We start from the raw sequence: 25,140 nt of genomic DNA on the forward strand, positions 1-25,140 counted from the left end.
ATGTGTATTTAATGAAGTTGATTTAATCTAGGAAAAAGGATTCAATCAGTGTTGAGATAGATTTTTCTTCATCAATCAAAGAGCGGTATTCTTTAGAGAAATAGCGCATTTTTGCGCTAGTCTCAGCATCAAAAACATCAATACTAAAGGTGTATTGCTCCACCAGCATATCATACAGTCTCGAGTAGCTCGTCTGAAAATCAAAGAGATTTTTAGTGACCATTTCCTCAGCTTCAGCTGATTGAAAGCCTAGTAGTATAAGCCTTTCCAATTCACTGTAATAGTGTTGAATTCTCTGATTGATAAGTGTTTCCAAATCGTTTTTTGGATAATAATCCAAGATGTCAGGATTATTTGCTTCTAAAAAAGCAACGACTGTTTTCTGTTTTTCAGTAATGACAGAGTTTTTGAAAGATAATTGCGCTTGCATATAAATATAGTTTAGTGTGTATATAACTAATTTTAAAGTAAAGATAATAACTTAAAGTATTATTCAAAATTTAAAAAGAATAATTTGGAAGAATACATCAAAAAAGAAGAGATGAATTAAAAGAAGAACCTGAAAATCGGCATAACTGTTGTCCAAAGACAGCCTTCTCTGGGCTGATACACAAGGCTTACGAAGATAGTCTTTGGAAGTAATTGCAAGAGTTCCCATCATGAAATATAGGTTTGAGCTACACACGATTTCATGATGGGAACACTTGCTTGGGCTATATTAGTGGAAATAACACCTACATATTGTTGCCTATTTAGAAGGGGGATGAGCCCATAAAAGTCGTTTTAGAAGTTTAAAAACCTAGCTTACATGATAGAAATTTTCTGACTTCCGTGACAGAAGTATAATATAAACAACATCTTGCACCTTCTTCTAATTTAAGTTTCTCTGGAAGAAGATTTACAAGAAAAGAGTTGCTAAATACAACCGGAAGTTTCAATCCTTATTCTACTGGAAGTTACTCTGGAAGGACTTTAGGCTGTGGGGTATGGCTTTTGGTTTCGATGTTTCAATCCTTATTCTACTGGAAGTTTCTCTCTGAGAAGACCAATAGGGCAAATAACCTTTTTAAGTCCTTTTATTTTAATCCTTATTCTATTGGAAGTTTCTCTCTGAGCTACACTCAAGATACTCCCACTCATTTCAGCCGTCTGTTTCAATCCTTATTCTATTGGAAGTTTCTCTCTGAGTTTAATCTCTATGAGAAGCGGTTTTTGCATTCACTGTTGTTTCAATCCTTATTCTAATGGAAGTTTCTCTCTGAGGCTTAAACTGCTCATCCTTCATAATGTCAGGTGATGGTTTCAATCCTTATTCTAATGGAAGTTTCTCTCTGAGTGAAGAATTAAGACTACCTAATCCCGCATCTTTTGTGTTTCAATCCTTATTCTAATGGAAGTTTCTCTCTGAGCAATCAAAAGCCAACCAATGTGGTTTCAGTTGCTTCGTTTCAATCCTTATTCTAATGGAAGTTTCTCTCTGAGAATAGACGCTAACGTAGCAACAAATGTAGATATTCTGTTTCAATCCTTATTCTAATGGAAGTTTCTCTCTGAGGCTAAAGTTTTACAACAACACTACCTTAATTAGCACGTTTCAATCCTTATTCTAATGGAAGCTTCTCTCTGAGGAATTATTTAAAAAGCCAAAAAGACAATGAAAACAAGTTTCAATCCTTATTCTAATGGAAGTTTCTCTCTGAGCCGTAAAACCAATAGCCAAGTAAGTGGTTGAACTTGTGTTTCAATCCTTATTCTAATGGAAGTTTCTCTCTGAGTTTATACGAGATTTATAGTAACGAAAAATCAGGAACAAAGTTTCAATCCTTATTCTAATGGAAGTTTCTCTCTGAGAATTTTTTATTGATAATTATGGCAGAAGAAATACCTTAGTTTCAATCCTTATTCTAATGGAAGTTTCTCTCTGAGAAATTTATGAGCCTTGCACCTTCTGGGATGTAAACAGTTTCAATCCTTATTCTAATGGAAGTTTCTCTCTGAGGGTATTTAACGTGTTGTAAGAAAACTCAAATTGTTCGTTTCAATCCTTATTCTAATGGAAGTTTCTCTCTGAGACCATGTTATTAATCCTTTACGCATTATTACGAGATTTGTTTCAATCCTTATTCTAATGGAAGTTTCTCTCTGAGCTTGATATTTCTTATAAGACTTACTATTTATTAAAATGTTTCAATCCTTATTCTAATGGAAGTTTCTCTCTGAGAATAGTATTCATATAAGTTATATCGGCGGTGTGGATAAGTTTCAATCCTTATTCTAATGGAAGTTTCTCTCTGAGACCAGACGGCATTACGCACAAACAATTCAACATTGGTTTCAATCCTTATTCTAATGGAAGTTTCTCTCTGAGAAATCACAAAGAAAATTATGTATTGATAGTATTCTGGTTTCAATCCTTATTCTAATGGAAGTTTCTCTCTGAGATAATATTAAAAAAGAGTTTTTAGAATTAGTAGATATGTTTCAATCCTTATTCTAATGGAAGTTTCTCTCTGAGAATTAACCTCTCCAGCCTCTTCAATCCATCCACCAGGTTTCAATCCTTATTCTAATGGAAGTTTCTCTCTGAGTAATGACACCAAATGAAATGCGTTTTTCCTGCCAGCGTTTCAATCCTTATTCTAATGGAAGTTTCTCTCTGAGATGGCTTTGATACCTTTATATAATTTCCAATTTCTGTATGTTTCAATCCTTATTCTAATGGAAGTTTCTCTCTGAGTCAGCATCATATTGTTCCTTGGTGATTTTACCATGCTTGTTTCAATCCTTATTCTAATGGAAGTTTCTCTCTGAGAATTATCTATGTTTTAGACTGCCAAACTTACCGAAAAAGTTTCAATCCTTATTCTAATGGAAGTTTCTCTCTGAGGCACAATACAATCTGTTTTTAGAAGAAATGAAAATTCGTTTCAATCCTTATTCTAATGGAAGTTTCTCTCTGAGTCAATTCTGCCGAGTTCATAACAAACGACCGATTATAAGTTTCAATCCTTATTCTAATGGAAGTTTCTCTCTGAGATATAGAAAAATTATTGATGGTTGAAAATTGGAATGCTTGTTTCAATCCTTATTCTAATGGAAGTTTCTCTCTGAGATTTTACAAGTTATAAATAGTACAAAGGAGTATAAACGTTTCAATCCTTATTCTAATGGAAGTTTCTCTCTGAGGTAATTGACGATAGTTGTGTAATTATGAAAGCAGATTGTTTCAATCCTTATTCTAATGGAAGTTTCTCTCTGAGGCCATCTTGAAAAATCATTTCACCGCTGACACGGTCGTTTCAATCCTTATTCTAATGGAAGTTTCTCTCTGAGTACTTGTTCAAAAGAAAAGTTAGGAGTTTGAGTAAATTGTTTCAATCCTTATTCTAATGGAAGTTTCTCTCTGAGTTACAAAACAATTAATTACAGGACATTCAAAAGAAGGTTTCAATCCTTATTCTAATGGAAGTTTCTCTCTGAGCATTTTGCACATTGTTTGTTCGGTTTAATGTTCATATGTTTCAATCCTTATTCTAATGGAAGTTTCTCTCTGAGAAAACCGATAAAAAACGCAGATAAGGAGGTGTACACGTTTCAATCCTTATTCTAATGGAAGTTTCTCTCTGAGGAGTACATAGGGGACAGTATAACCGCCGACAGACCTAGTTTCAATCCTTATTCTAATGGAAGTTTCTCTCTGAGCCTACGCCCGCAACTTGCGACGAAACAGAAGGCGAAGTTTCAATCCTTATTCTAATGGAAGTTTCTCTCTGAGTTCTTGCGCCTTTTCAATCCCGCGATATTACTAAGATGTTTCAATCCTTATTCTAATGGAAGTTTCTCTCTGAGATATATGTCCTCAAATTCAAAACCTTCGTCGAAAAGGTTTCAATCCTTATTCTAATGGAAGTTTCTCTCTGAGCTTCCGTTGTCTTTGCGACTGTACTAGCCGTTGCGCCGGTTTCAATCCTTATTCTAATGGAAGTTTCTCTCTGAGAGCCATATTACTAATTTTTTTGTGTTTTTGTGAAAGAGTTTCAATCCTTATTCTAATGGAAGTTTCTCTCTGAGAAGAATCTCATTTTAACCAAGTGGTTATTAATACGTGTTTCAATCCTTATTCTAATGGAAGTTTCTCTCTGAGAAAGGATAAATTATGAGAAGGTGAATGATAAGGAAGGTTTCAATCCTTATTCTAATGGAAGTTTCTCTCTGAGTCTTTTTAAAATATTTTTTACAAAAGACTTGTTTTAGTTTCAATCCTTATTCTAATGGAAGTTTCTCTCTGAGAGCATTGATTGAAGAATTGACGCTTGCCAATGGAAAGTTTCAATCCTTATTCTAATGGAAGTTTCTCTCTGAGGAAAACAGCAGTTACTCCTTTTTTAATTATTAGTTGAGTTTCAATCCTTATTCTAATGGAAGTTTCTCTCTGAGCGTATTATAACAATTTTATCGAAGAGCAAGCAATTTGTTTCAATCCTTATTCTAATGGAAGTTTCTCTCTGAGTTTAGTCGAAAGATAACACGGAGGCTTTATCTTTCGACGTTTCAATCCTTATTCTAATGGAAGTTTCTCTCTGAGCTTCATTTACTTTCTTATAATGGATTTAATAGCCTTCGTTTCAATCCTTATTCTAATGGAAGTTTCTCTCTGAGGTTAATCAATAAATTGTACTTTTTTTATTTAAGTATCCAGTTTCAATCCTTATTCTAATGGAAGTTTCTCTCTGAGAATGAAACCAACAAAAGCAGATGAGCCAAAGTTGACGTTTCAATCCTTATTCTAATGGAAGTTTCTCTCTGAGACGCTGAAATTATTTGTGCCATTATTTTATTTGTTTGTTTCAATCCTTATTCTAATGGAAGTTTCTCTCTGAGAATTGAAAGAAAGATTAAAAATTGCCAATTCTGCATGTTTCAATCCTTATTCTAATGGAAGTTTCTCTCTGAGATAACTCAAGTTTGAAAACAGCAGTTAATGGAACTAGTTTCAATCCTTATTCTAATGGAAGTTTCTCTCTGAGTTGACCTATCCATGCAACTCTATTAAGAGAGTAGTTTGTGTTTCAATCCTTATTCTAATGGAAGTTTCTCTCTGAGATAAATATGGTCAATTGTTAGTTTGTATTGACCTTGTTTCAATCCTTATTCTAATGGAAGTTTCTCTCTGAGTAAATCAAGATATTCTGTAATAACTTCAATTGATTTAGTTTCAATCCTTATTCTAATGGAAGTTTCTCTCTGAGTTAATGTAAATGTAATTTTCCTCTCCTGAAAACTTGGTTTCAATCCTTATTCTAATGGAAGTTTCTCTCTGAGCGGATATGGAGTTGACTTCTTTATTAATGAGATAGAATGTTTCAATCCTTATTCTAATGGAAGTTTCTCTCTGAGTTTGCTCCACGAATATTTTCACGTTGTGGCAGATACGTTTCAATCCTTATTCTAATGGAAGTTTCTCTCTGAGTAATGATGCTTCATCGAAATACAAAGATGCTCTTGAGTTTCAATCCTTATTCTAATGGAAGTTTCTCTCTGAGACTGGGAAATTGAAGCAACAAAACGAGCCAAAGACTGTTTCAATCCTTATTCTAATGGAAGTTTCTCTCTGAGATAGAAAAGGCTGTTTTGTATTATCATCAAAATTTGTTTCAATCCTTATTCTAATGGAAGTTTCTCTCTGAGAATTAGAAATCATGACTGAATCACAAAAAAGCCTTATGTTTCAATCCTTATTCTAATGGAAGTTTCTCTCTGAGAACAATATCATAAAATGAAAACAGAAGCAAAAATACGGTTTCAATCCTTATTCTAATGGAAGTTTCTCTCTGAGCTGTAACCGAAGATAATATAGATGGATCTTTGGAAGATTGTTTCAATCCTTATTCTAATGGAAGTTTCTCTCTGAGAAATGAGCCTACTTTGGAACAATTAAGGGATACTCAGTTTCAATCCTTATTCTAATGGAAGTTTCTCTCTGAGATTTAATCAATTTTTTCTCTAATATTTACTTTTTTATGTTTCAATCCTTATTCTAATGGAAGTTTCTCTCTGAGAAAAGGTTTCTTGAATGGCAAGGTGAAACATTTTCTAGTTTCAATCCTTATTCTAATGGAAGTTTCTCTCTGAGAGCATGAAAAGTATGGATTTAAAACTACGCTAAAAGGTTTCAATCCTTATTCTAATGGAAGTTTCTCTCTGAGATTCACGGAACAACAAAAGATGTTTTTGATGAAAAAGGTTTCAATCCTTATTCTAATGGAAGTTTCTCTCTGAGTGCACAGGATTCAACAGCAAGTGTTTTTATTTTTTAGTTTCAATCCTTATTCTAATGGAAGTTTCTCTCTGAGATATTTGCATTATTCCAAGCATTTAGAATGTTTGGGTTTCAATCCTTATTCTAATGGAAGTTTCTCTCTGAGATGTTTAATGTTACTTTCATTTTTTTGTTGTTTTATTATTGTTTCAATCCTTATTCTAATGGAAGTTTCTCTCTGAGTTGGACTTACAACTACGTTTGGGTGTGCGGCTGAAATGGTTTCAATCCTTATTCTAATGGAAGTTTCTCTCTGAGAATATCATCAATACCCAATTTTTCAGCTTCTAAAAGTTTCAATCCTTATTCTAATGGAAGTTTCTCTCTGAGTTTTAAAAGACTACTTTCATTGTTAGTATTGCACCAGGTTTCAATCCTTATTCTAATGGAAGTTTCTCTCTGAGGAATGGCGTGAAAACAATAGATAACTTTGGCTTTGGGTTTCAATCCTTATTCTAATGGAAGTTTCTCTCTGAGATCTTGTAATTAGGCAAATCTGTAGTAGCTGTAATTACGTTTCAATCCTTATTCTAATGGAAGTTTCTCTCTGAGTGAAATTTGCAAAATAATTTATATATTTGTCTTGAGGTGTTTCAATCCTTATTCTAATGGAAGTTTCTCTCTGAGATCATCATCCACGCATTTTTTTAATTTGTTAATATAGTTTCAATCCTTATTCTAATGGAAGTTTCTCTCTGAGTGTTGCAACAAAAATATGATGTTGGTTCAGCAAAGTAGTTTCAATCCTTATTCTAATGGAAGTTTCTCTCTGAGAGATTGACAGTGTGAATTTATTCAACAAAGACGCAACGTTTCAATCCTTATTCTAATGGAAGTTTCTCTCTGAGATTATGATGATTCAATAATCAACAAATTTAAAAGCTTATGTTTCAATCCTTATTCTAATGGAAGTTTCTCTCTGAGCTTAACTCAGAAAAAAATGGCACTAACAAACATTAAGTTTCAATCCTTATTCTAATGGAAGTTTCTCTCTGAGCAAAAATCGCACCGTCTTATGCGTTTGTAGACTTAGGTTTCAATCCTTATTCTAATGGAAGTTTCTCTCTGAGCAAAACGCACGGTAAGATATACGAAGCGACAGCGTCGTTTCAATCCTTATTCTAATGGAAGTTTCTCTCTGAGTCAACATATTTTTTTTTCTTATCGTGAAATTTGGCGTTTCAATCCTTATTCTAATGGAAGTTTCTCTCTGAGAGGTTGGTACAGTCGATAATTACGATGCAAACTCAATCCGTTTCAATCCTTATTCTAATGGAAGTTTCTCTCTGAGAAATGTTTTAACTGATTTTAATACATTAAAAGGTGTTGGTTTCAATCCTTATTCTAATGGAAGTTTCTCTCTGAGCGTGGAGCTCAAATGTATATCAAATTGGAAGTCAGGGTTTCAATCCTTATTCTAATGGAAGTTTCTCTCTGAGAGAAGTTAAAACGTCGTAACCTTTTGATTCAACAGAGTTTCAATCCTTATTCTAATGGAAGTTTCTCTCTGAGTTTTTTATGCGTTAATTGCCATTCTGACTACGATAAGTTTCAATCCTTATTCTAATGGAAGTTTCTCTCTGAGATTCTCAAATATTGTAGCCTTCTGCTTCAATTCTTGCTGTTTCAATCCTTATTCTAATGGAAGTTTCTCTCTGAGTTTAACTTCTTTGTTTGCACTATTCCATATACCAGCAAGTTTCAATCCTTATTCTAATGGAAGTTTCTCTCTGAGCTCCTTGATTAAAATGGCTTTTCAGTAGAAAAATATTGTTTCAATCCTTATTCTAATGGAAGTTTCTCTCTGAGAAGAAGCAGAAGCAAAAAGAATAGCCGACGAACATTGTTTCAATCCTTATTCTAATGGAAGTTTCTCTCTGAGCATTAATGTAATCTATATTGTTATTACGGTCAAAGAGTTTCAATCCTTATTCTAATGGAAGTTTCTCTCTGAGGGCTAAAAGAAATTAGCAGGATGTCAAACAAAGAATGTTTCAATCCTTATTCTAATGGAAGTTTCTCTCTGAGAGCAAATAGATGCCTTAGAAGTTAATTCTATTGATGAGTTTCAATCCTTATTCTAATGGAAGTTTCTCTCTGAGATTCAATCACAAACCGCTTACACGAATACTTTGTCGAAGGTTTCAATCCTTATTCTAATGGAAGTTTCTCTCTGAGACGCAACCGTAAGTCTGGATGTTGTAGGCATTACGGGTTTCAATCCTTATTCTAATGGAAGTTTCTCTCTGAGTCGTCTGATTGGTTAATTCCTTGTAGTATAATTACTTGTATGTTGTTTTCTATCTGCTTTTTCTTCTTTAAACAGTAGGTCAAAGTACGTTTTTTAGTTTGTTTTTTGAATTTTTCCGTAAACATAACTAATTGACTTTTAGAGTCTTAATGCTTTGTTTTTCGCCTTTGAAAATAAATTGCTACACGGAAATTGATTACTTTGTGCAAATATTTCTATAAGTGCAAGTTACACATCTCATTTTAGATTTTGTAGCTTTGGGATAATAATTGTTCTCTATAATCTGATAAATTTCTCGGCTTGCTTCTTTTACTAAATGCTTGTCGCTGTCTTTTATTTCTACTTCTACTAATTTATTATTACTCCGTGTATATACCAAGTAACCTTTGTTTACTTTGCAATGAAAATTCTCTTCTATCAGCCAAGCATAACAGTACAATTGGGTTTTGTAAGTCTCAAAAACTTTGTCATCATAAGCCGCAAATTTATAGTCTAAAGGTGTCATCGTACCGTCTTCTAATTTCAATACTTCGTCGATACGTCCTCTTAGAAATTTGTTGGTTAAGTACTGGTCGTTGTATCGTTCTATTGCTCCTATACGTCTGCGTAGGTATTCTTTGTTTTGTTCTAATTTCTGGTTATGGATTTCTCGACCTTTTTGGACTTTGAAATGTCTATCTTCATACTGTGGAATGGCGATAACGTTTTCAAAATACGTAAACCTTGGGCAATATAAATATTCTATGATGTGTGAGGGTGTAAGAGTCATTGTATTAGTGCTGAGTTTTGAATGATGAATTGTGAGTTTATCGCTTTCGGAATACTAAAAAATTGACATACATGCAGGCGATTATTTGAAAATGGAATAAGGATTCTCAAAGAAAAAGTGCCATTACTTCATCTGAAACTAATTTTTTGTCGAAGGCTTGTCCCAATAAAACGGTTTCTTGTAATTCGTTTTTTGACATTGGGAAGATATAGACTGAATCTGTTTTTTCGTCTATCAAGTCCTCAATTTGTAATTGCAAACTGTCTTTCATATTGCGGTCTATTGTACCCAGAAATACAGAAAATTGTACTCTGTATAAGCCCGATTGCTTACAGATTTTGGCAACTTTGATACGAGCTTTATCGTTTTTAATATCATATAATACCCATGCTATCATTTTCTATGCTTTGTTGAATATACATTGCCAAACACTTTCTTATAAATACATTGTTTCAGATGTATCTTTCGTTTTTTCAATTAACAGATTAGCATAAGTGTTAGCCTCTTGCTGAATGATGTTTGCCCTTGTCTGGTTGCGATTTTTGTAGCGAATGCTGTCTTCTTCCAAATAATCGTTCAATGCCTTTATTAACAATTCCTTGCCTTCTTTATTCAACGTAACACCATTGGTGATTTCGTCTGTATGAGCTTTATTTACTTTTTTTGCCGTAAATAATCTAAAAACTGGTACTTCTATAAATATTCTAAATGGCTCTATAAAATCAAAAACCATAGATTTCTGGTTATAATCGTCACGGTGTAAATACCCAACGTAAGGGTCCAAGCCTGCTAAAATTAAGGCTTTTTCTATTCTCGTATAAAGAATACCGTAAGCATAATTCAAAAAAGCATTAAATGAATCTTTGGCTGGTCTGCTACTGCTACCATTAAATTGATAAGGCTGTGGCAATACGTAATTAATTGTTTCATGAAGGTCATTGTTATATGATTTCAATTGAATCTGTCTTAATCCTTATTCTACTGGATGTTGGTTTACTGGTAGACTTAAAGTAATGTCGGTATGTATTGTGACAGAACGTCTTAATCCTTATTCTACTGGATGTTGGTTTACTGGTAAATGGTGTTTTAGTATCATCAGATGATATTAAGTCTTAATCCTTATTCTACTGGATGTTGGTTTACTGGGTTATAATACATTTTATTAATGTTAATAAAAATGGTGTGTCTTAATCCTTATTCTACTGGATGTTGGTTTACTGGTTAACAAGTTGTGATAGAGTTGCTCCTAATTATTATGGAGTCTTAATCCTTATTCTACTGGATGTTGGTTTACTGGTGCAAACGGACGTGTCACTACATTTGTTGAGGCGTTAGTCTTAATCCTTATTCTACTGGATGTTGGTTTACTGGCAAGTTAAAGATAATAAGTACAAAAAGAAACTTTATCAAGTCTTAATCCTTATTCTACTGGATGTTGGTTTACTGGTGAAATTAAAGACCCTGTTGTTTTTGAATTTTGTGTCTTAATCCTTATTCTACTGGATGTTGGTTTACTGGCTGTGAAAAATGTAACAAAAGCTATAAATTCATCTGTCTTAATCCTTATTCTACTGGATGTTGGTTTACTGGGTTAGAAAATAACAAAATTGGTTTAGAAGAACTAGAGTCTTAATCCTTATTCTACTGGATGTTGGTTTACTGGTAATTCTAATGGTTTATTCAGAACTAACGAGGAAAGTCTTAATCCTTATTCTACTGGATGTTGGTTTACTGGAATTATATTCTCGAAGAGAAATTGAAAGTTTATTAAGTCTTAATCCTTATTCTACTGGATGTTGGTTTACTGGAATATCCGTTTTGAAATATAATAAATCGTGTGGGTTGTCTTAATCCTTATTCTACTGGATGTTGGTTTACTGGTTTTTATGTAAAGATTGTCACGGGAAATATGATGGTAAAGTCTTAATCCTTATTCTACTGGATGTTGGTTTACTGGGAGATAGAAAATAATATTCCAGTATTGGGGCGGTGGGTCTTAATCCTTATTCTACTGGATGTTGGTTTACTGGAAGATGACAAATCATTATCAGTAGTCCTGTTTGTAAGTCTTAATCCTTATTCTACTGGATGTTGGTTTACTGGGTTCTGGTAAATCAAGACTTGTTATGAACATAATGGCAGGTCTTAATCCTTATTCTACTGGATGTTGGTTTACTGGTTACATTAAGAGAGTTGTTAGTTAATTTTAATGTTAGTCTTAATCCTTATTCTACTGGATGTTGGTTTACTGGCTTTCTGCTATAGATTGTAATGGTAAAACAGAAAAAGTCTTAATCCTTATTCTACTGGATGTTGGTTTACTGGATACTTTTTAAATTTTTTCAATAAAAAAGTTGAAAGTCTTAATCCTTATTCTACTGGATGTTGGTTTACTGGCTGATGAACCTATAAATATGTATGACCTACCTGTAATTAGGTCTTAATCCTTATTCTACTGGATGTTGGTTTACTGGTCGTTTGAAAACAATTATAAATTTGTTGATTGGAAGTCTTAATCCTTATTCTACTGGATGTTGGTTTACTGGTATTTTATAATTACATATAAATATAACTTGATAACGTCTTAATCCTTATTCTACTGGATGTTGGTTTACTGGAAACTTTATATAGATAATTTAATAGCTAAATGTTTGTCTTAATCCTTATTCTACTGGATGTTGGTTTACTGGATATGAAGTAAAAATTCAATTTGAAAAGCTATGAATAAAGTCTTAATCCTTATTCTACTGGATGTTGGTTTACTGGTATAACTATTAAACTTTAAAATCATGAATGAAATGTCTTAATCCTTATTCTACTGGATGTTGGTTTACTGGTTATCGAAAATGGCGAAGATTTGGCTCGTGTTTATGCTACAGTCTTAATCCTTATTCTACTGGATGTTGGTTTACTGGAACTCGAAGAGGCTAACACTTTACCTGACCAAACCGTCTTAATCCTTATTCTACTGGATGTTGGTTTACTGGAAAGTATATGAAGTAGCTCAAGCAACGTTTGACAAAGTCTTAATCCTTATTCTACTGGATGTTGGTTTACTGGAAGGTCAGTTTTTAGCTTTCTACGAAGAAGCTACAATAGGTCTTAATCCTTATTCTACTGGATGTTGGTTTACTGGAATGTATATCTTCGGATATACATTATTTTTATATTTTAGTCTTAATCCTTATTCTACTGGATGTTGGTTTACTGGTTATTCCTGATGGAGTTCTGGAAGATGCTTGTTTAGTCTTAATCCTTATTCTACTGGATGTTGGTTTACTGGATCACTAGGACAAGTAGATGAAATGATATTAGCTAACTGTCTTAATCCTTATTCTACTGGATGTTGGTTTACTGGAAATATTAACACATAAACATAACTTGATATGACCATGAAGTCTTAATCCTTATTCTACTGGATGTTGGTTTACTGGTAGTCCAAAAACAGACAAACTATTCATGAACTCAGGTCTTAATCCTTATTCTACTGGATGTTGGTTTACTGGAGGGGTAAAGGCATTGCAAAATATTTTGTTGCTTTCGTCTTAATCCTTATTCTACTGGATGTTGGTTTACTGGTATCTTGAAAATTTTAAATATAAAAATATAAAAAGTCTTAATCCTTATTCTACTGGATGTTGGTTTACTGGTCCATAAACTACTGGACGAACATGAAGAGAGACCTCTGTCTTAATCCTTATTCTACTGGATGTTGGTTTACTGGTGAGCAACCCATCCACCATATCTACCTAGCCTCCTCAGTCTTAATCCTTATTCTACTGGATGTTGGTTTACTGGGTTTCTAACTTGCTAACAACCAACACAATACAACACAACAGTCTTAATCCTTATTCTACTGGATGTTGGTTTACTGGACGTGTAGTAACGTTCACTGAGGTCTTAGTTGTACCAGGTCTTAATCCTTATTCTACTGGATGTTGGTTTACTGGTAGGTGCACTCACAACGTACAGCACAGTACAGTTTGGTCTTAATCCTTATTCTACTGGATGTTGGTTTACTGGTTTCATTTCCAAGACCATTTGAAAATAATTCAGATAGTCTTAATCCTTATTCTACTGGATGTTGGTTTACTGGTTTTATAAATAAACAATATTATGTTCAAAGACAAACAGGTCTTAATCCTTATTCTACTGGATGTTGGTTTACTGGTTACATTATTTAGCCGTTAGAAACAATTTTAAATTCGTCTTAATCCTTATTCTACTGGATGTTGGTTTACTGGTTTTGTTCTAAACGAAGAGCAAGCTAATATCATAGAAGTCTTAATCCTTATTCTACTGGATGTTGGTTTACTGGGACAATAAGAAAATCTGGAAAATATTGGGGAAACAAGTCTTAATCCTTATTCTACTGGATGTTGGTTTACTGGAATGGTCGATTTCTCTTGATAATCCTAAAACATTGGGGTCTTAATCCTTATTCTACTGGATGTTGGTTTACTGGAACACAGAGAAAGAGAATTCGTTGTTATCAATCATCCTTGTCTTAATCCTTATTCTACTGGATGTTGGTTTACTGGGTTAGGCAAGCTAACAACAGCACAAGCCAATGTGGTCTTAATCCTTATTCTACTGGATGTTGGTTTACTGGCTGCTGGTGTAGCAAGAATATTGATTGATAAAGGTTGTGTGTCTTAATCCTTATTCTACTGGATGTTGGTTTACTGGAATTAGTTTATCCAGAACAGGATCGACCATTAGTTGCTGTGTCTTAATCCTTATTCTACTGGATGTTGGTTTACTGGAATGGCAGAGGGTATATTGTCACGTATTTAATTACTGTCTTAATCCTTATTCTACTGGATGTTGGTTTACTGGATTGTTAGTTAAAAAATACGTAGTATTTACTAGAGAAGTCTTAATCCTTATTCTACTGGATGTTGGTTTACTGGTAAATGAAATAAAGTTTAGTAAACCTAAATCGTTTGAAGTCTTAATCCTTATTCTACTGGATGTTGGTTTACTGGCTAATTTACTTTGCAATTTTATTTACTCTCTTGCTATGTCTTAATCCTTATTCTACTGGATGTTGGTTTACTGGGTACTACAAGGCAGACGACGGCGAAACGATTTACAGTCTTAATCCTTATTCTACTGGATGTTGGTTTACTGGAAATTAAGAAAATACAAGCTCAATCGCTTCCAAAATCAGGTCTTAATCCTTATTCTACTGGATGTTGGTTTACTGGTAATTAGACAAAAAGAAAATGAATACCATAAAACAAAAGATGTCTTAATCCTTATTCTACTGGATGTTGGTTTACTGGCATCAACATTAAGTTACTCAGACATATTTTTAGACATGTCTTAATCCTTATTCTACTGGATGTTGGTTTACTGGGTATAGCTAATAAACTATATTGATATAAGCCTAGAGAGTCTTAATCCTTATTCTACTGGATGTTGGTTTACTGGATACTAACAAACCAATGGAAATTCTAATACCTGATGGGTCTTAATCCTTATTCTACTGGATGTTGGTTTACTGGTTTACTTGTACCTTTTCATTACACGATGGCTATGAAAGTCTTAATCCTTATTCTACTGGATGTTGGTTTACTGGCTTTATGGTAAACGTAGAAGAGTGCGGACGAATGAAGCGTCTTAATCCTTATTCTACTGGATGTTGGTTTACTGGAATCCAGTAATACCTGTCATTGGCGTTAACCTGCCATTGGTCTTAATCCTTATTCTACTGGATGTTGGTTTACTGGAATCCAGTAATACCTGTCATTGGCGTTAACCTGTGTCTTAATCCTTATTCTACTGGATGTTGGTTTACTGGTGCTAAATCTGCTGTAAAAGCCTTATTTGAGACGTCTTAATCCTTATTCTACTGGATGTTGGTTTACTGGCTTCTTTTAAAGAAGAAATTGGTGCTTCTTCTATTGAGTCTTAATCCTTATTCTACTGGATGTTGGTTTACTGGGTTAGATATTACGAACAAACAATTCCATTCATCTATGTCTTAATCCTTATTCTACTGGATGTTGGTTTACTGGTTTTGCCTTGTTGCCAGAAAGTTTATTCGCTTTTTAGTCTTAATCCTTATTCTACTGGATGTTGGTTTACTGGTTAAACAAATAATAATATGGAAATTTTAAATAATATGTCTTAATCCTTATTCTACTGGATGTTGGTTTACTGGTGTTGGATGAATCCTTCAGAAGGTTATCCAAAAACAAGTCTTAATCCTTATTCTACTGGATGTTGGTTTACTGGGAAGCCGTAGAGGCGTTACTTTTCGACGAAGGTTTTGTCTTAATCCTTATTCTACTGGATGTTGGTTTACTGGTCGTGTTCATCAACAATTAGATACTAATAAACCTATGTCTTAATCCTTATTCTACTGGATGTTGGTTTACTGGTTTGAGTTTATTAACCTCCTTGAAAACATAGATGAGTCTTAATCCTTATTCTACTGGATGTTGGTTTACTGGTGATGGTTCATTAGATGATGCTTGTCTTGTAAATAAGTCTTAATCCTTATTCTACTGGATGTTGGTTTACTGGTCGTTTAGTAAGAACATTATATCGTGTAAAATCTCAGTCTTAATCCTTATTCTACTGGATGTTGGTTTACTGGTAATACTGAGGAATTTTTAGCGATGAAAGATATTGTCTTAATCCTTATTCTACTGGATGTTGGTTTACTGGAGTAACTTATATAATATGCTGAATATTAATGCTTTAGTTACCTTTAGTTGTAATATTTTATATTCATTCATTGAAATGTACAATCAAAAAAGGATAGATTTTCAATACCTATATTCAAATATACAATAAAAACTAATATTTGTTACTGTTCAAAAGGTTCAATATTTAAGGCTTTCCATCCCCAAATTCTTTTCTTGCTATCAAACGCTCTAATTGCACAGCCTTTTACGAGCCCTGAATGATTTTTCAAATGTTGTGCTTCAATAAAAACGTCTTCTACAAACCCTGTATTCCCATTGCGTTTCAAATACCCAGAAAAACTTTTCTGACAATTTACTGGATTTTTTTCTTCGGTTTGTTCCAGCGAACATACTTGCCAAAAATTTGTTTCTTTGCTCTTCACTTCTCTTAATGTAAATTTGAATATATCGCCTACCTTTAAATCTTGTTTTATTTTTGCGTACTGAAATCCTCCATTTATATTTTCGCTTACAAAAAACTGGGCCGTTCCTTTCTCTGTATTTGTTTTCCAGATAATTCCTACATGAATTGCTACGTTTAGTAACAACATTTGCTCTGCTAATACTGCATAGTTTTGGTAAATAGATTTGTTACTCGTATATGAGTTTGCGTTAGCAATATTTTCCAATTTTTGCCAATCTGATACTTGCGAAGGGATTTGCCAATTATGTTGACTGCGAGTTGCCACAATACCTTCTATTTCTGTTTTTGCAGCAGCCCAATTTTGCTTTATAATTAATAAATCTGCCATTTTTTGGCGTACTTTAACCAAAAAATCATTAGAAGTTTTACATAACAAAGCCTTAGATAAACAAGCGATTTGCTTCTCTATGTCATCAGCATATAGTTGTGATAAAACATCCCAAACCCAAAATTCTGTTTGCTTTTTTTGTGCAAAGGGGATAAAGAAATTTCGGGCTTCTTCTGGCTGCCCTAATTTTAATCTAAGAATGGCACGATAGTAAATCAGATAAATCATTTTAGGATTATTGTCTGACACTTTATCTAAATCTGAAAGAAAAACCTGTAGTTCATCTTGAAGGCTATCCTTCGGGAATCTTTGTAACTGATGAATCCAGTTTTTGGCTAAGGCAATAAATACTCTTTCCACTAAAGCGGGTACAGTTTTTCCATTCTCTAAAATTGTTGTTTGAAAATCAGAAGATTGAAAATTTTGAACTTTAAAAAGCTGATAGAAAGTAGTCAAATTAGGGATTTCAATTTGGTGTTTGATAATGGCTTTGATAAGTGTACTAAAGCCATTACTTACTTGGCATGGAAATGACGTAATACAATTTAGGCTAACAATCCATTGTTCAGCCGACGAGCTATTGTCGATACTAAAAAGTATTTTAGCGATTTGCCAACGAAGTTGCTCCCAAAAAATTTCTTCGGAGGATTCAAGCCTTAAGGCTCGAACACGAGATAAAAAAGCATTTAAACGCTCTAAGTTTTGGCATTCTTTTTTAATAAGTTCAATATATACCCAGCCCATAGCCCTGCGGTTATGAATATTATCAGGAGCATTCCTAAGTAAATCCTGAGCCAACGATAAAGCCTCATTAAGCTCACCAGCTTTGCGTAAGCGAGTTACTTCCTGAGCATTTGCGATAATTATCTGAGTATTATTGAAAGTGTTAAGGGATTTTAATGGGAGTGAAATTATATCAGAAAAACATAGTATGCTTGGGTGCTGTAATCAATTTCAATTCAAACGATTTACCTATACAGGTCAAGCTATTGAGCATATCTTCCCCAACAGGAAGCACCAAAATGCTATCTTGATTTTCGTAACAAGCTTGCATTTTTCGTAACATATCAGTTACTTCTTTCTGTAATTTTCGATGAAACCGAGCAAAATAGATAGACTTTTGTACTCTTATACAACCTTTTTGTATTAAGTACTTTGCCATCATATTTCTTATTTTGGTATTTTCAATGTCGTACATAATGAAGCAATACATATCTTCCGAGCGTTTTTGTTTTTGAGTATTGTTCAGAAAGTCAAAGAAAATCTTTAAGCCATCGGGCAAAATTTTTTCCTGATTCTCAACTAATGTTAGTTCGCTTAACTGCTTTTCAGGCAAGAATGGCAAGGCAGCTTTCTCCCATTCCTGATTCAGTGTTGCCAAAGGTTTGGGTTTAAGTGGTTTTTTTCTGGGCATTGGTTTTTATTAGTTTTGAGAAATAAAGCCAGAAAATGTAATATTCTCTACGATAGGAGTAGGGAAGAGGAAATTGTAAAGTATTTCATACAATAATTCATTCAAAGCTTTATCAGTACCAGTTTTAGGTGAAATCACGACGGAATAGCCCTTTTTCCCATAGAATATATTTACCTCTGTCTTACGGTAGCCTTGTTTAGCCATGATTTTTATGCCATATTGAATAGGCTGTTTTTCAAGTAAAACTAAACCAGCATTGGTACATAGTTTTTCAAGCTCTGGCTCAAGTAAAGTAATTTCATTCGGTACAATAATATCTTTTTTAGGACGAGTAAGCGTATTAGGATTTATTTCCTTTAAAATCGCTTTGTAAGCTGTTTGGTTTACCACAGATTTTTCCTTCACAATGGGCTTTTCAATAGCTTGAACATCAGAATCATTTTGATTGTCTGTTTCAAACAATACCAAATCATTATTAAGCTCAAGTTTAATAGCGATTGCAGACGGATTAAAATATACGTTTTCGTCATAAGATAGAAAGCAAGCCCTGCTAACATCCGAAGTTTTTAAATCCACAAACCCTGTTAATCCTACTTTGACACCAAAATTTTCAGCAAAATCACGATAGGCAGCTTGGAAGCCATCAGTAGAACAAATAGGTTCTTCTAATCTGAAAAGCACTTTGATTCCTTCGCCACTCGGAGAAACAAAAGCCAACATGACAGTATCATCGGCTTTGACAGCCTCTGGAATTTGTCCATCAAAATCGCTAAGATTATCAATGTCTAATATCAAAAAATTGACTGCTTCCAAGTTTTCCGCACGACGACTATTTCCCCTAAAAACACTTCCCACTAAATAGGGTAAACGTGTTTTTAAGTTACGATAAGCTGCTTTGTCTATGGTTCTCAATTTCTGCAAACGAGCCACTTCTTGTTTTAAAGAAGATGATTTCTTGCCAGCAATCAAATCAACAATGTCTTCAATCATCACTCTTTGAAGTGTTTCCGAAGCTGAAGTAATGGCAAAGCCTAACGAGAGTTGTTGTGGAGTATTGAAGGTTCTAAGATGTTTAGCGTGAATTGATATGCAAAGTTGCCTATATAAAGTGTAATCTATTTGCACTTTATATTTTTTTTAGCTGAGATGCCAAACGTTGTGCTTCGAGTTCAAGATGATTGAGCCTACTTCTGCTAAGTCCCTGTAAACTAACCAATTCATTCAGGTACTCGTTCATGCTTTGGATAAGGATTCTTTTGCCATAAGTATTGAGCCAATACTGTGTGTTTTCAATATCGAAAAATTCCTCAAAAATCACTTCTTGTAAACAAAGATGACAAACAACATAGTCAGCCCAATGTCTAAACTGTTCGATAAAATCATACACTAATACAGGACGATTATACTCGTCACGGTGCATTACACCAACCGCTGGGTCAACCCCTACCCGAATTAAAGCAGATTCACAATGAGCGTACAACATTCCATAACCATAATTTAAAAGACAATTAAAAGCATCCAATGCCGGATGCTGGGAACGCCTTTCAAAATGATATTGAGCAGGAATAAATTGTCTGATACCCTCGAAGTAGTTTTTAGAACAACTTCCTTCGATTCCCCTGAAAGTAGCAAAGGTTTCCGAAAAATCTTCGTGCTGATATGTTTTAAATCTTTCAATATACTTGGCTATTTTTTGGAGAGAATTGTCAATTTTCACTCCAGACAAAAGAGATAATAGCTCCAAAATATTGTATTGATTTTCAGCCTTTTTAATCAAAATACTTCTAACCCATTCTAAACCAACAATACTCTGCGAAAAAGTAAGTTGATTTTTACGAATGGTTGAAATAGAACCAAAAGTATTACCCAGAACTCTGCCAATTGGATGTCCTTTTCTATTCACAAAAAGTATGTCTGTTCCCTGCTCAAGGGCAGTTTGGACTACCTCAAAACTCAATTTCGTAGCAGTATGCAGATGAATAACTTTCACCTCGTGAACTGCCACAAAAGCAACACTTTCGCCTGAACGGACACAATAACGTCCGTTTTTGACACTGAGGCTACTGCCACGTTGATTGATAATAAGTTGAGTTGTATTGAAGGCTTTTGAGCGTTAAAGGTTGAAAACATAAACAATACTGAATTAATTATAGCTCGCCTATATGCTGAGTTATCTGAGCAATATTCCCTTTGTTCAAGAAGTTTACTTTCTGAACTTTCATTTCAGTCAGCCATTTCCTCCAAAGAGCATAAATAATATCCAATTCTTGTAAAACCATATTTTTTGGCGTTATTTCAATGATGGATACTCCTAAATGAGTGAAGTTTTTAGTTATTGGGATTAAGCCTTCGTTAGGCAAAGCCAATACTTCTTTCCAGTTTGGTAAGTTTCGTAAACGAGCAATCATCCTAGAATCCGTACTTCTGTTACCTTGTTTTCCTATATAACGATTTGATTCAAAATCAAAATAGCCATCCGTAAGGATAAACAATTTGTTCTGAGCATTCTTCTGTAAATCGGAACTCAAGTAGTCGTTGAAATAACGCCAAATATCAGTTCCTTGAAATTGCTTAGATTGAACCTTATTTTTAGTCGCTTCAGCATAAAGTTTGTTGAGTAAGGCAGGCATTTGGGCTTTTAGTCTATCCAACTGTACTCTCTTATCTTTTATTCCCAATTTAGCCATATCAATAAACAACTCTTGTGTGTAGCGTTGTTCATCAATTCCTCCCTCTTGCGGAATAATAGAAACTTTAAAAGAATCGTGCGAGTAGATGTAATAATTTTTACGCACTTGTTCCTCAAAGCTTTTAAAAATCGCTTGAATGATTGCTTTGTCTCTTTCTGGCTGCTGTGCCGTCAAAAGTCTATCTGATAAATCCAGTAATACAATATAGTTCTTGGCAGTACTTTGCCCAAAAGTAACCTGAGTTGTTAAAAATAAATGGATGAAAATCATTAAAAATAAAGTGCGAAATATTGTAGTAATCGTCGTCATAATCGTAAAGTTTTTGTTTGTTAAGTGTTTGAAAAATCTAAATAGAGCATAAAACAAGCCTAATTTATCTCGTCTGGAAGAATATACTTTTCACGAAACAAGGTGTATTTTTGTTCACACTGGCTTCTAAGCAGCTCGCCGTTGGGAATTGCACCAACCAGTTGCATCCAACCATCGTAAAACATAGCAGCATAGCGTTCTAGCTCAGCCATACTTACCTTCATGGTTTGTTTTTGTTCACGTAAACGCTTTATGTCAACTTCTAGCTGCTTCATCTTCGATTGTAAATCAAGAATACTGTTTCTCATCGTAGCGATTCTTTCACGGATTTCACGGATTTTTGTTTTCCTATGATTTACCTCTAATGCTACAATTTTGGCGAAGTCAGTTTTCCCTAATTCTTCAGTAAAAGCATAGCCCAGTCCACCCCAAACTAGTGTACCAATAAATCCCATCATTAACACTGCATAAAAGTCGCCACTTTTCCACCAGATATGATTTGGATCTTCTAAGCCCATCATCATTTTTACTTGCTGGTTAGTACTTTCAATTTTGTAAGCAATGATTGCATCCAAAGCTCCGGTGAGGAGTATTGCCAAAGTAATCACTATAATCCTTTGTTTGCCTGCTAGGCTTTTCCAAAGATGTTCTATCGTAATGGCAAACATCAGTAAAAGGATAGGAGCAAACCAGTGGAAGTTGAAAGTAGTGAATGCTTCTTTTGAAAAAATAGCGTTAAATACAGAATTCATGCTATGATTTTTCTGAGCATCCTCTAGTGTTTTGTCAATATCACGCATCATTCCCATGTAAACAGCACTCACATAAAAAGCAAAAACATAGACCAAACCCAAAAAGCACATAGTTCCTAAACGGAACAAATTGAAGCGATTCACTGTGTTAGGCTTTTGTGCTTGATGTTTTTCAAGCACCCACTCATGGATTTCAGTTTCAAGCTCCTCAATATTTTTTTCCAATTTTGGAATCTCCACAGCTGTAATTTGCTCGCTGGCACTTTCCAGACCAATTACGTCTTTCTCGAAGCCCGCAATTTTATCATCTAATTGTAATTGATATTGTTGCTGTTGTTCTATATCAGCATTTTCATCAATAATATGTCCACTTCTTATTTCTAAGAATGCGTTATACAAAGCGTCAGCATTTCCTTTGTGTGCCAAAGATTGTTCTGCACCGTATTCACGGAGATTTACTTTTTTTACAGTCGTCGTCATAATCGTAGGGTTTTGCGGTTGAACAATATTTTTATCAGCATTATTTTTATCAGCATTTTGAGCCAAAGTATCAGTAGTGTTTACTGGTGCGGGAGTATTGAAATTCGTCATGGTTGTGTGGGTTGAAAATATGAATGAAAAGTAAGTGAGATATTATTTTAATGATTGTTTAAAAGCGGTGAGCATTGTTCGTGAATAATTCACTTTTTGCACGAGTAACACCTGTATATAAAAAACGCTGGTCGGTATCAGGCATCCAAGTATTGAGTAGCACTGTATTCCATTCGCTACCTTGTGCTTTATGGCAATTGAAAGCATGAGCATAACTTACCTGCATGGCGGATAAAAATTCATCGTCACGCACGTCTTTTGAGCTACGATACGTTGGGTTATTCTTGTACGCCGATGCGAAAAGAGCCTTTTTCTTGTCGTGAGTAAACAACTTAGGATTTTCTAAAGTATCTAAAAGTATTTTCGTAGAAAGGGTATAAGCTTTATCGTCATCATTAAAAAGAGCTAATTCAACTTCCATAAAGCGAAGTTCCGCTACAATACGGACTGGCCCAGTTGCGACTACTTGAGCCACCTCACCATTGGGTATATATGTAAATAACTTACCATAATAATTACGATTCAGAACCACCAAGTCGCCCTTTGTTAAAATTCCACCCAAACCAAGTTTTTCACGTACCAACTTATTACAACGACTTACATAATCGTTAGAATAAGCGATAATTGCTACGTTTTGTGGCTGATTGAAATCGTAACGTTGAATGTACAAGTCAGTTACATGATTTGGGTTGTACATAGCTTTGCCAATATTACGTTTGAAACCTAGCTGTTTCTGGATGTAAGAACGTACTTCATAAGCCGAATCAAGAATGTATGAACCTTCTGATTGACGCATTACCCTTGATAATTGTACCTCAGTACCATTCAAATCAAAGGTTTGTTTCAAGTAAGATAATAACAATGCAGGAGATTGTGCAAAAGCTTTATAGCCAACTGGAGGCAATTGACAATCGTCACCAACAAAGACGAGTTTGTTCGCTTTATTTCCCTGTTTTACAAAGGCAATTAAATCAGAAAGCATAGGTGTTGTAGCTTCAAAGTCCTGAGAATTATTCACCAAATCGCTGAGCATAGAACTTTCATCAACGATATACACACGTTGTTCTGAAAACTTATTCACCTTAGTCTTAAAGCGTACTTTTGCTTCTTCAGTATCAGTTTCAGGAATATAAATGCAGGAATGAACAGTATCCGCTTGATAACCAGCTTTCAACGCAATATTCTTAGCCGCACGCCCAGTAGGAGCAAGTAATTCAAAACCAATATTTTGCTGATTAAGATAATCGGCAACTGCCTTCATAATAGACGTTTTGCCAGTACCTGCTGCACCCTTTACAATCAGAAAGTCTTGCTTATCAGCTAAAAAACTTTTGATGTTATCAAGGATAACAACCTGCTCCGAAGTAGGAGCGAAGGGAAGAAATGAAGTAATCGTTGGAGTTGTATTGAAGTTGGTAGGGGTTTATGTGATTGACTTGATGACAAAATTACGATTCTAAAATGTAAGATAGTTACACGATTTTCAGTTTGATAAAGTCTTTAATTTTGTTTTCCTGTTTTGAATTTCTGAAACAGAATTAGTATAGATTTGTATAATCTATTTACACTAAAAGAAAGCTAAATGCCAAATACAAAAGATCAATTCAAACGATTTCAAATTTTAGATGAACTCCTCTCTAAATCGCCAAATGGAGTTGGTTGGGAACTAATAGATATTGCCTACAGGAACAAGGGGGTAAGAGTATCTAGGAAAACAGTTTTTAATGATATTAAAGCATTGAAAGAAAATGAGAAAGCTCCAATTAGAAATAATAAAGGAAAATATTATTATACAGAACCTTTTTCACTATATAGCCAATATAACCCTAAGGATATAACCTTGGCTCAAGAGTTAGGTAATTTGTTGCAGCAATTTTCAGAATTTCCTGCTTTTAAAGGATTAGAAGATATTTGGCTTAAATTAAAAGAACGCCTTCCTCAAGTATCACAAAAACAAATCGTTCAGTTTGAACAAAACGATGAATATGTAGGGCTGAAAAGACTAAACGAAATATATGAAGCTATCAAAAATCAAACAACACTAAAAATTAAATATCAAGATTTTGATAAAGAGCTGCGAGAATATAGTATCAGTCCATATATACTTAAAGAGTACCATAACCGTTGGCACATTTATGGTTACGAGCATAAAAAGGGAAAAATTTATAATTTAGCCTTAGATAGAATTCTTGCTATCGAAAACTCTCGGTTAGGCTTTAGGCAACAAAAACCAAATGATTTAGCCTTTTTAAATGACATCATCGGTTTCACGTATTTATATAACCATAGAACTAATACCTATGCAGAACTGGAAGTAGTCAAAATAAAAGTAGAAGCCAAAAGAGCTAATTATATCAGGACCAAACCTTTGCATTATAGTCAACAAGAAGTAGAAGCCGAAAGTACAGAAAGGCATAAAGTCTTTACTTATCAGGTACGTTTCAATAACGAGTTACTTGCCAAACTCCTTGAATTTGGGAAAGACCTTGAAGTAATAGAGCCGCAACATTTAAGAGATAAAATGATTGAGCATATAAAAGAAATGGGGGCGAAGTATGGGATTTAGGTATATTGAAGTCGTTTAACCATTATTGT

At 34.2% G+C, this 25,140-nt stretch carries 12 protein-coding genes and 2 CRISPR repeat arrays; of the genes, 1 reads left to right on the forward strand and 11 read right to left on the reverse strand.

Annotated features, from left to right (window positions below; translation table 11 throughout):
• Positions 1 to 22: 22 nt before the first annotated feature.
• The 11 genes from VB776_RS07725 to VB776_RS07775 all read right to left on the reverse strand — a co-directional run bounded on the left by VB776_RS07725 (position 23) and on the right by VB776_RS07775 (position 23,938).
• Positions 23 to 430 carry a hypothetical protein gene (locus VB776_RS07725; protein ID WP_323327701.1) on the reverse strand — a complete coding sequence of 136 codons (408 nt, stop codon included), beginning with the start codon at positions 428 to 430 and terminating at the stop codon, positions 23 to 25.
• Positions 431 to 931: 501 nt separating this feature from the next.
• Positions 932 to 8,570: a CRISPR direct-repeat array (repeat unit 37 nt; unit sequence GTTTCAATCCTTATTCTAATGGAAGTTTCTCTCTGAG).
• Between the two features lie 196 nt (positions 8,571 to 8,766).
• A complete protein-coding gene (gene cas4 / locus VB776_RS07730) occupies positions 8,767 to 9,339 on the reverse strand; it encodes a CRISPR-associated protein Cas4 (protein ID WP_323327703.1) in 573 nt (190 codons plus the stop codon).
• Positions 9,340 to 9,445: 106 nt separating this feature from the next.
• Positions 9,446 to 9,736, reverse strand: a complete 291-nt coding sequence (cas2, locus tag VB776_RS07735; protein WP_323327705.1) for a CRISPR-associated endonuclease Cas2 — start codon at positions 9,734 to 9,736, stop codon at positions 9,446 to 9,448.
• A 39-nt stretch (positions 9,737 to 9,775) separates the two neighbouring features.
• Positions 9,776 to 10,294, reverse strand: coding sequence for a CRISPR-associated endonuclease Cas1 (cas1, locus tag VB776_RS07740; RefSeq protein WP_323327707.1), 519 nt, complete (start codon positions 10,292 to 10,294; stop codon positions 9,776 to 9,778).
• Positions 10,295 to 10,302: 8 nt separating this feature from the next.
• Positions 10,303 to 16,017: a CRISPR direct-repeat array (repeat unit 37 nt; unit sequence GTCTTAATCCTTATTCTACTGGATGTTGGTTTACTGG).
• Between the two features lie 142 nt (positions 16,018 to 16,159).
• Positions 16,160 to 17,587: a tetratricopeptide repeat protein gene (locus VB776_RS07745; protein ID WP_323327709.1), complete on the reverse strand. Its 1,428-nt coding sequence runs from the start codon at positions 17,585 to 17,587 to the stop codon at positions 16,160 to 16,162.
• A gap of 118 nt (positions 17,588 to 17,705) precedes the next feature.
• Positions 17,706 to 18,203 (reverse strand): CRISPR-associated endonuclease Cas2, encoded by a 498-nt coding sequence (gene cas2, locus VB776_RS07750; RefSeq protein ID WP_323327711.1) that lies wholly within the window; start codon positions 18,201 to 18,203, stop codon positions 17,706 to 17,708.
• Between the two features lie 9 nt (positions 18,204 to 18,212).
• Entirely contained in the window at positions 18,213 to 19,328 is a 1,116-nt protein-coding gene (locus VB776_RS07755) for a CRISPR-associated primase-polymerase type B (protein ID WP_323327713.1), read from the reverse strand.
• Position 19,329: 1 nt separating this feature from the next.
• Positions 19,330 to 20,286, reverse strand: a complete 957-nt coding sequence (gene cas1 / locus VB776_RS07760) for a CRISPR-associated endonuclease Cas1 (protein WP_323327781.1) — start codon at positions 20,284 to 20,286, stop codon at positions 19,330 to 19,332.
• 64 nt (positions 20,287 to 20,350) lie between these two features.
• On the reverse strand, positions 20,351 to 21,202 hold the full coding sequence (locus tag VB776_RS07765) for a hypothetical protein (RefSeq protein WP_323327715.1): 852 nt from the start codon (positions 21,200 to 21,202) through the stop codon (positions 20,351 to 20,353).
• 59 nt (positions 21,203 to 21,261) lie between these two features.
• The gene (locus tag VB776_RS07770; protein WP_323327717.1) at positions 21,262 to 22,545 is read right to left on the reverse strand and encodes a hypothetical protein; all 1,284 of its coding nucleotides are present in this window, start codon (positions 22,543 to 22,545) and stop codon (positions 21,262 to 21,264) included.
• A gap of 58 nt (positions 22,546 to 22,603) precedes the next feature.
• On the reverse strand, positions 22,604 to 23,938 hold the full coding sequence (locus tag VB776_RS07775) for an ATP-dependent DNA helicase (protein ID WP_323327783.1): 1,335 nt from the start codon (positions 23,936 to 23,938) through the stop codon (positions 22,604 to 22,606).
• Positions 23,939 to 24,127: 189 nt separating this feature from the next.
• Between VB776_RS07775 and VB776_RS07780 the strand changes: the two genes are divergently transcribed.
• Entirely contained in the window at positions 24,128 to 25,111 is a 984-nt protein-coding gene (locus VB776_RS07780; RefSeq protein WP_323327719.1) for a helix-turn-helix transcriptional regulator, read from the forward strand.
• The last annotated feature ends 29 nt before the right edge of the window (positions 25,112 to 25,140 follow it).

It is taken from the genome of Arcicella gelida (genome assembly GCF_034931025.1).
GTDB classification, from domain to species: Bacteria; Bacteroidota; Bacteroidia; order Cytophagales; family Spirosomataceae; genus Arcicella; species Arcicella gelida.

Excerpts from the sequence above, each read along its gene's own strand:
- VB776_RS07725 (WP_323327701.1), bottom strand. The coding sequence starts at position 430 with ATGCAAGCGCAATTATCTTTCAAAAACTCTGTCATTACTGAAAAACAG.
- cas4 (WP_323327703.1), bottom strand. The coding sequence starts at position 9,339 with ATGACTCTTACACCCTCACACATCATAGAATATTTATATTGCCCAAGG.
- cas2 (WP_323327705.1), bottom strand. The coding sequence starts at position 9,736 with ATGATAGCATGGGTATTATATGATATTAAAAACGATAAAGCTCGTATC.
- cas2 (WP_323327711.1), bottom strand. The coding sequence starts at position 18,203 with ATGCCCAGAAAAAAACCACTTAAACCCAAACCTTTGGCAACACTGAAT.
- VB776_RS07765 (WP_323327715.1), bottom strand. The coding sequence starts at position 21,202 with ATGACGACGATTACTACAATATTTCGCACTTTATTTTTAATGATTTTC.
- VB776_RS07770 (WP_323327717.1), bottom strand. The coding sequence starts at position 22,545 with ATGACGAATTTCAATACTCCCGCACCAGTAAACACTACTGATACTTTG.
- VB776_RS07780 (WP_323327719.1), top strand. The coding sequence starts at position 24,128 with ATGCCAAATACAAAAGATCAATTCAAACGATTTCAAATTTTAGATGAA.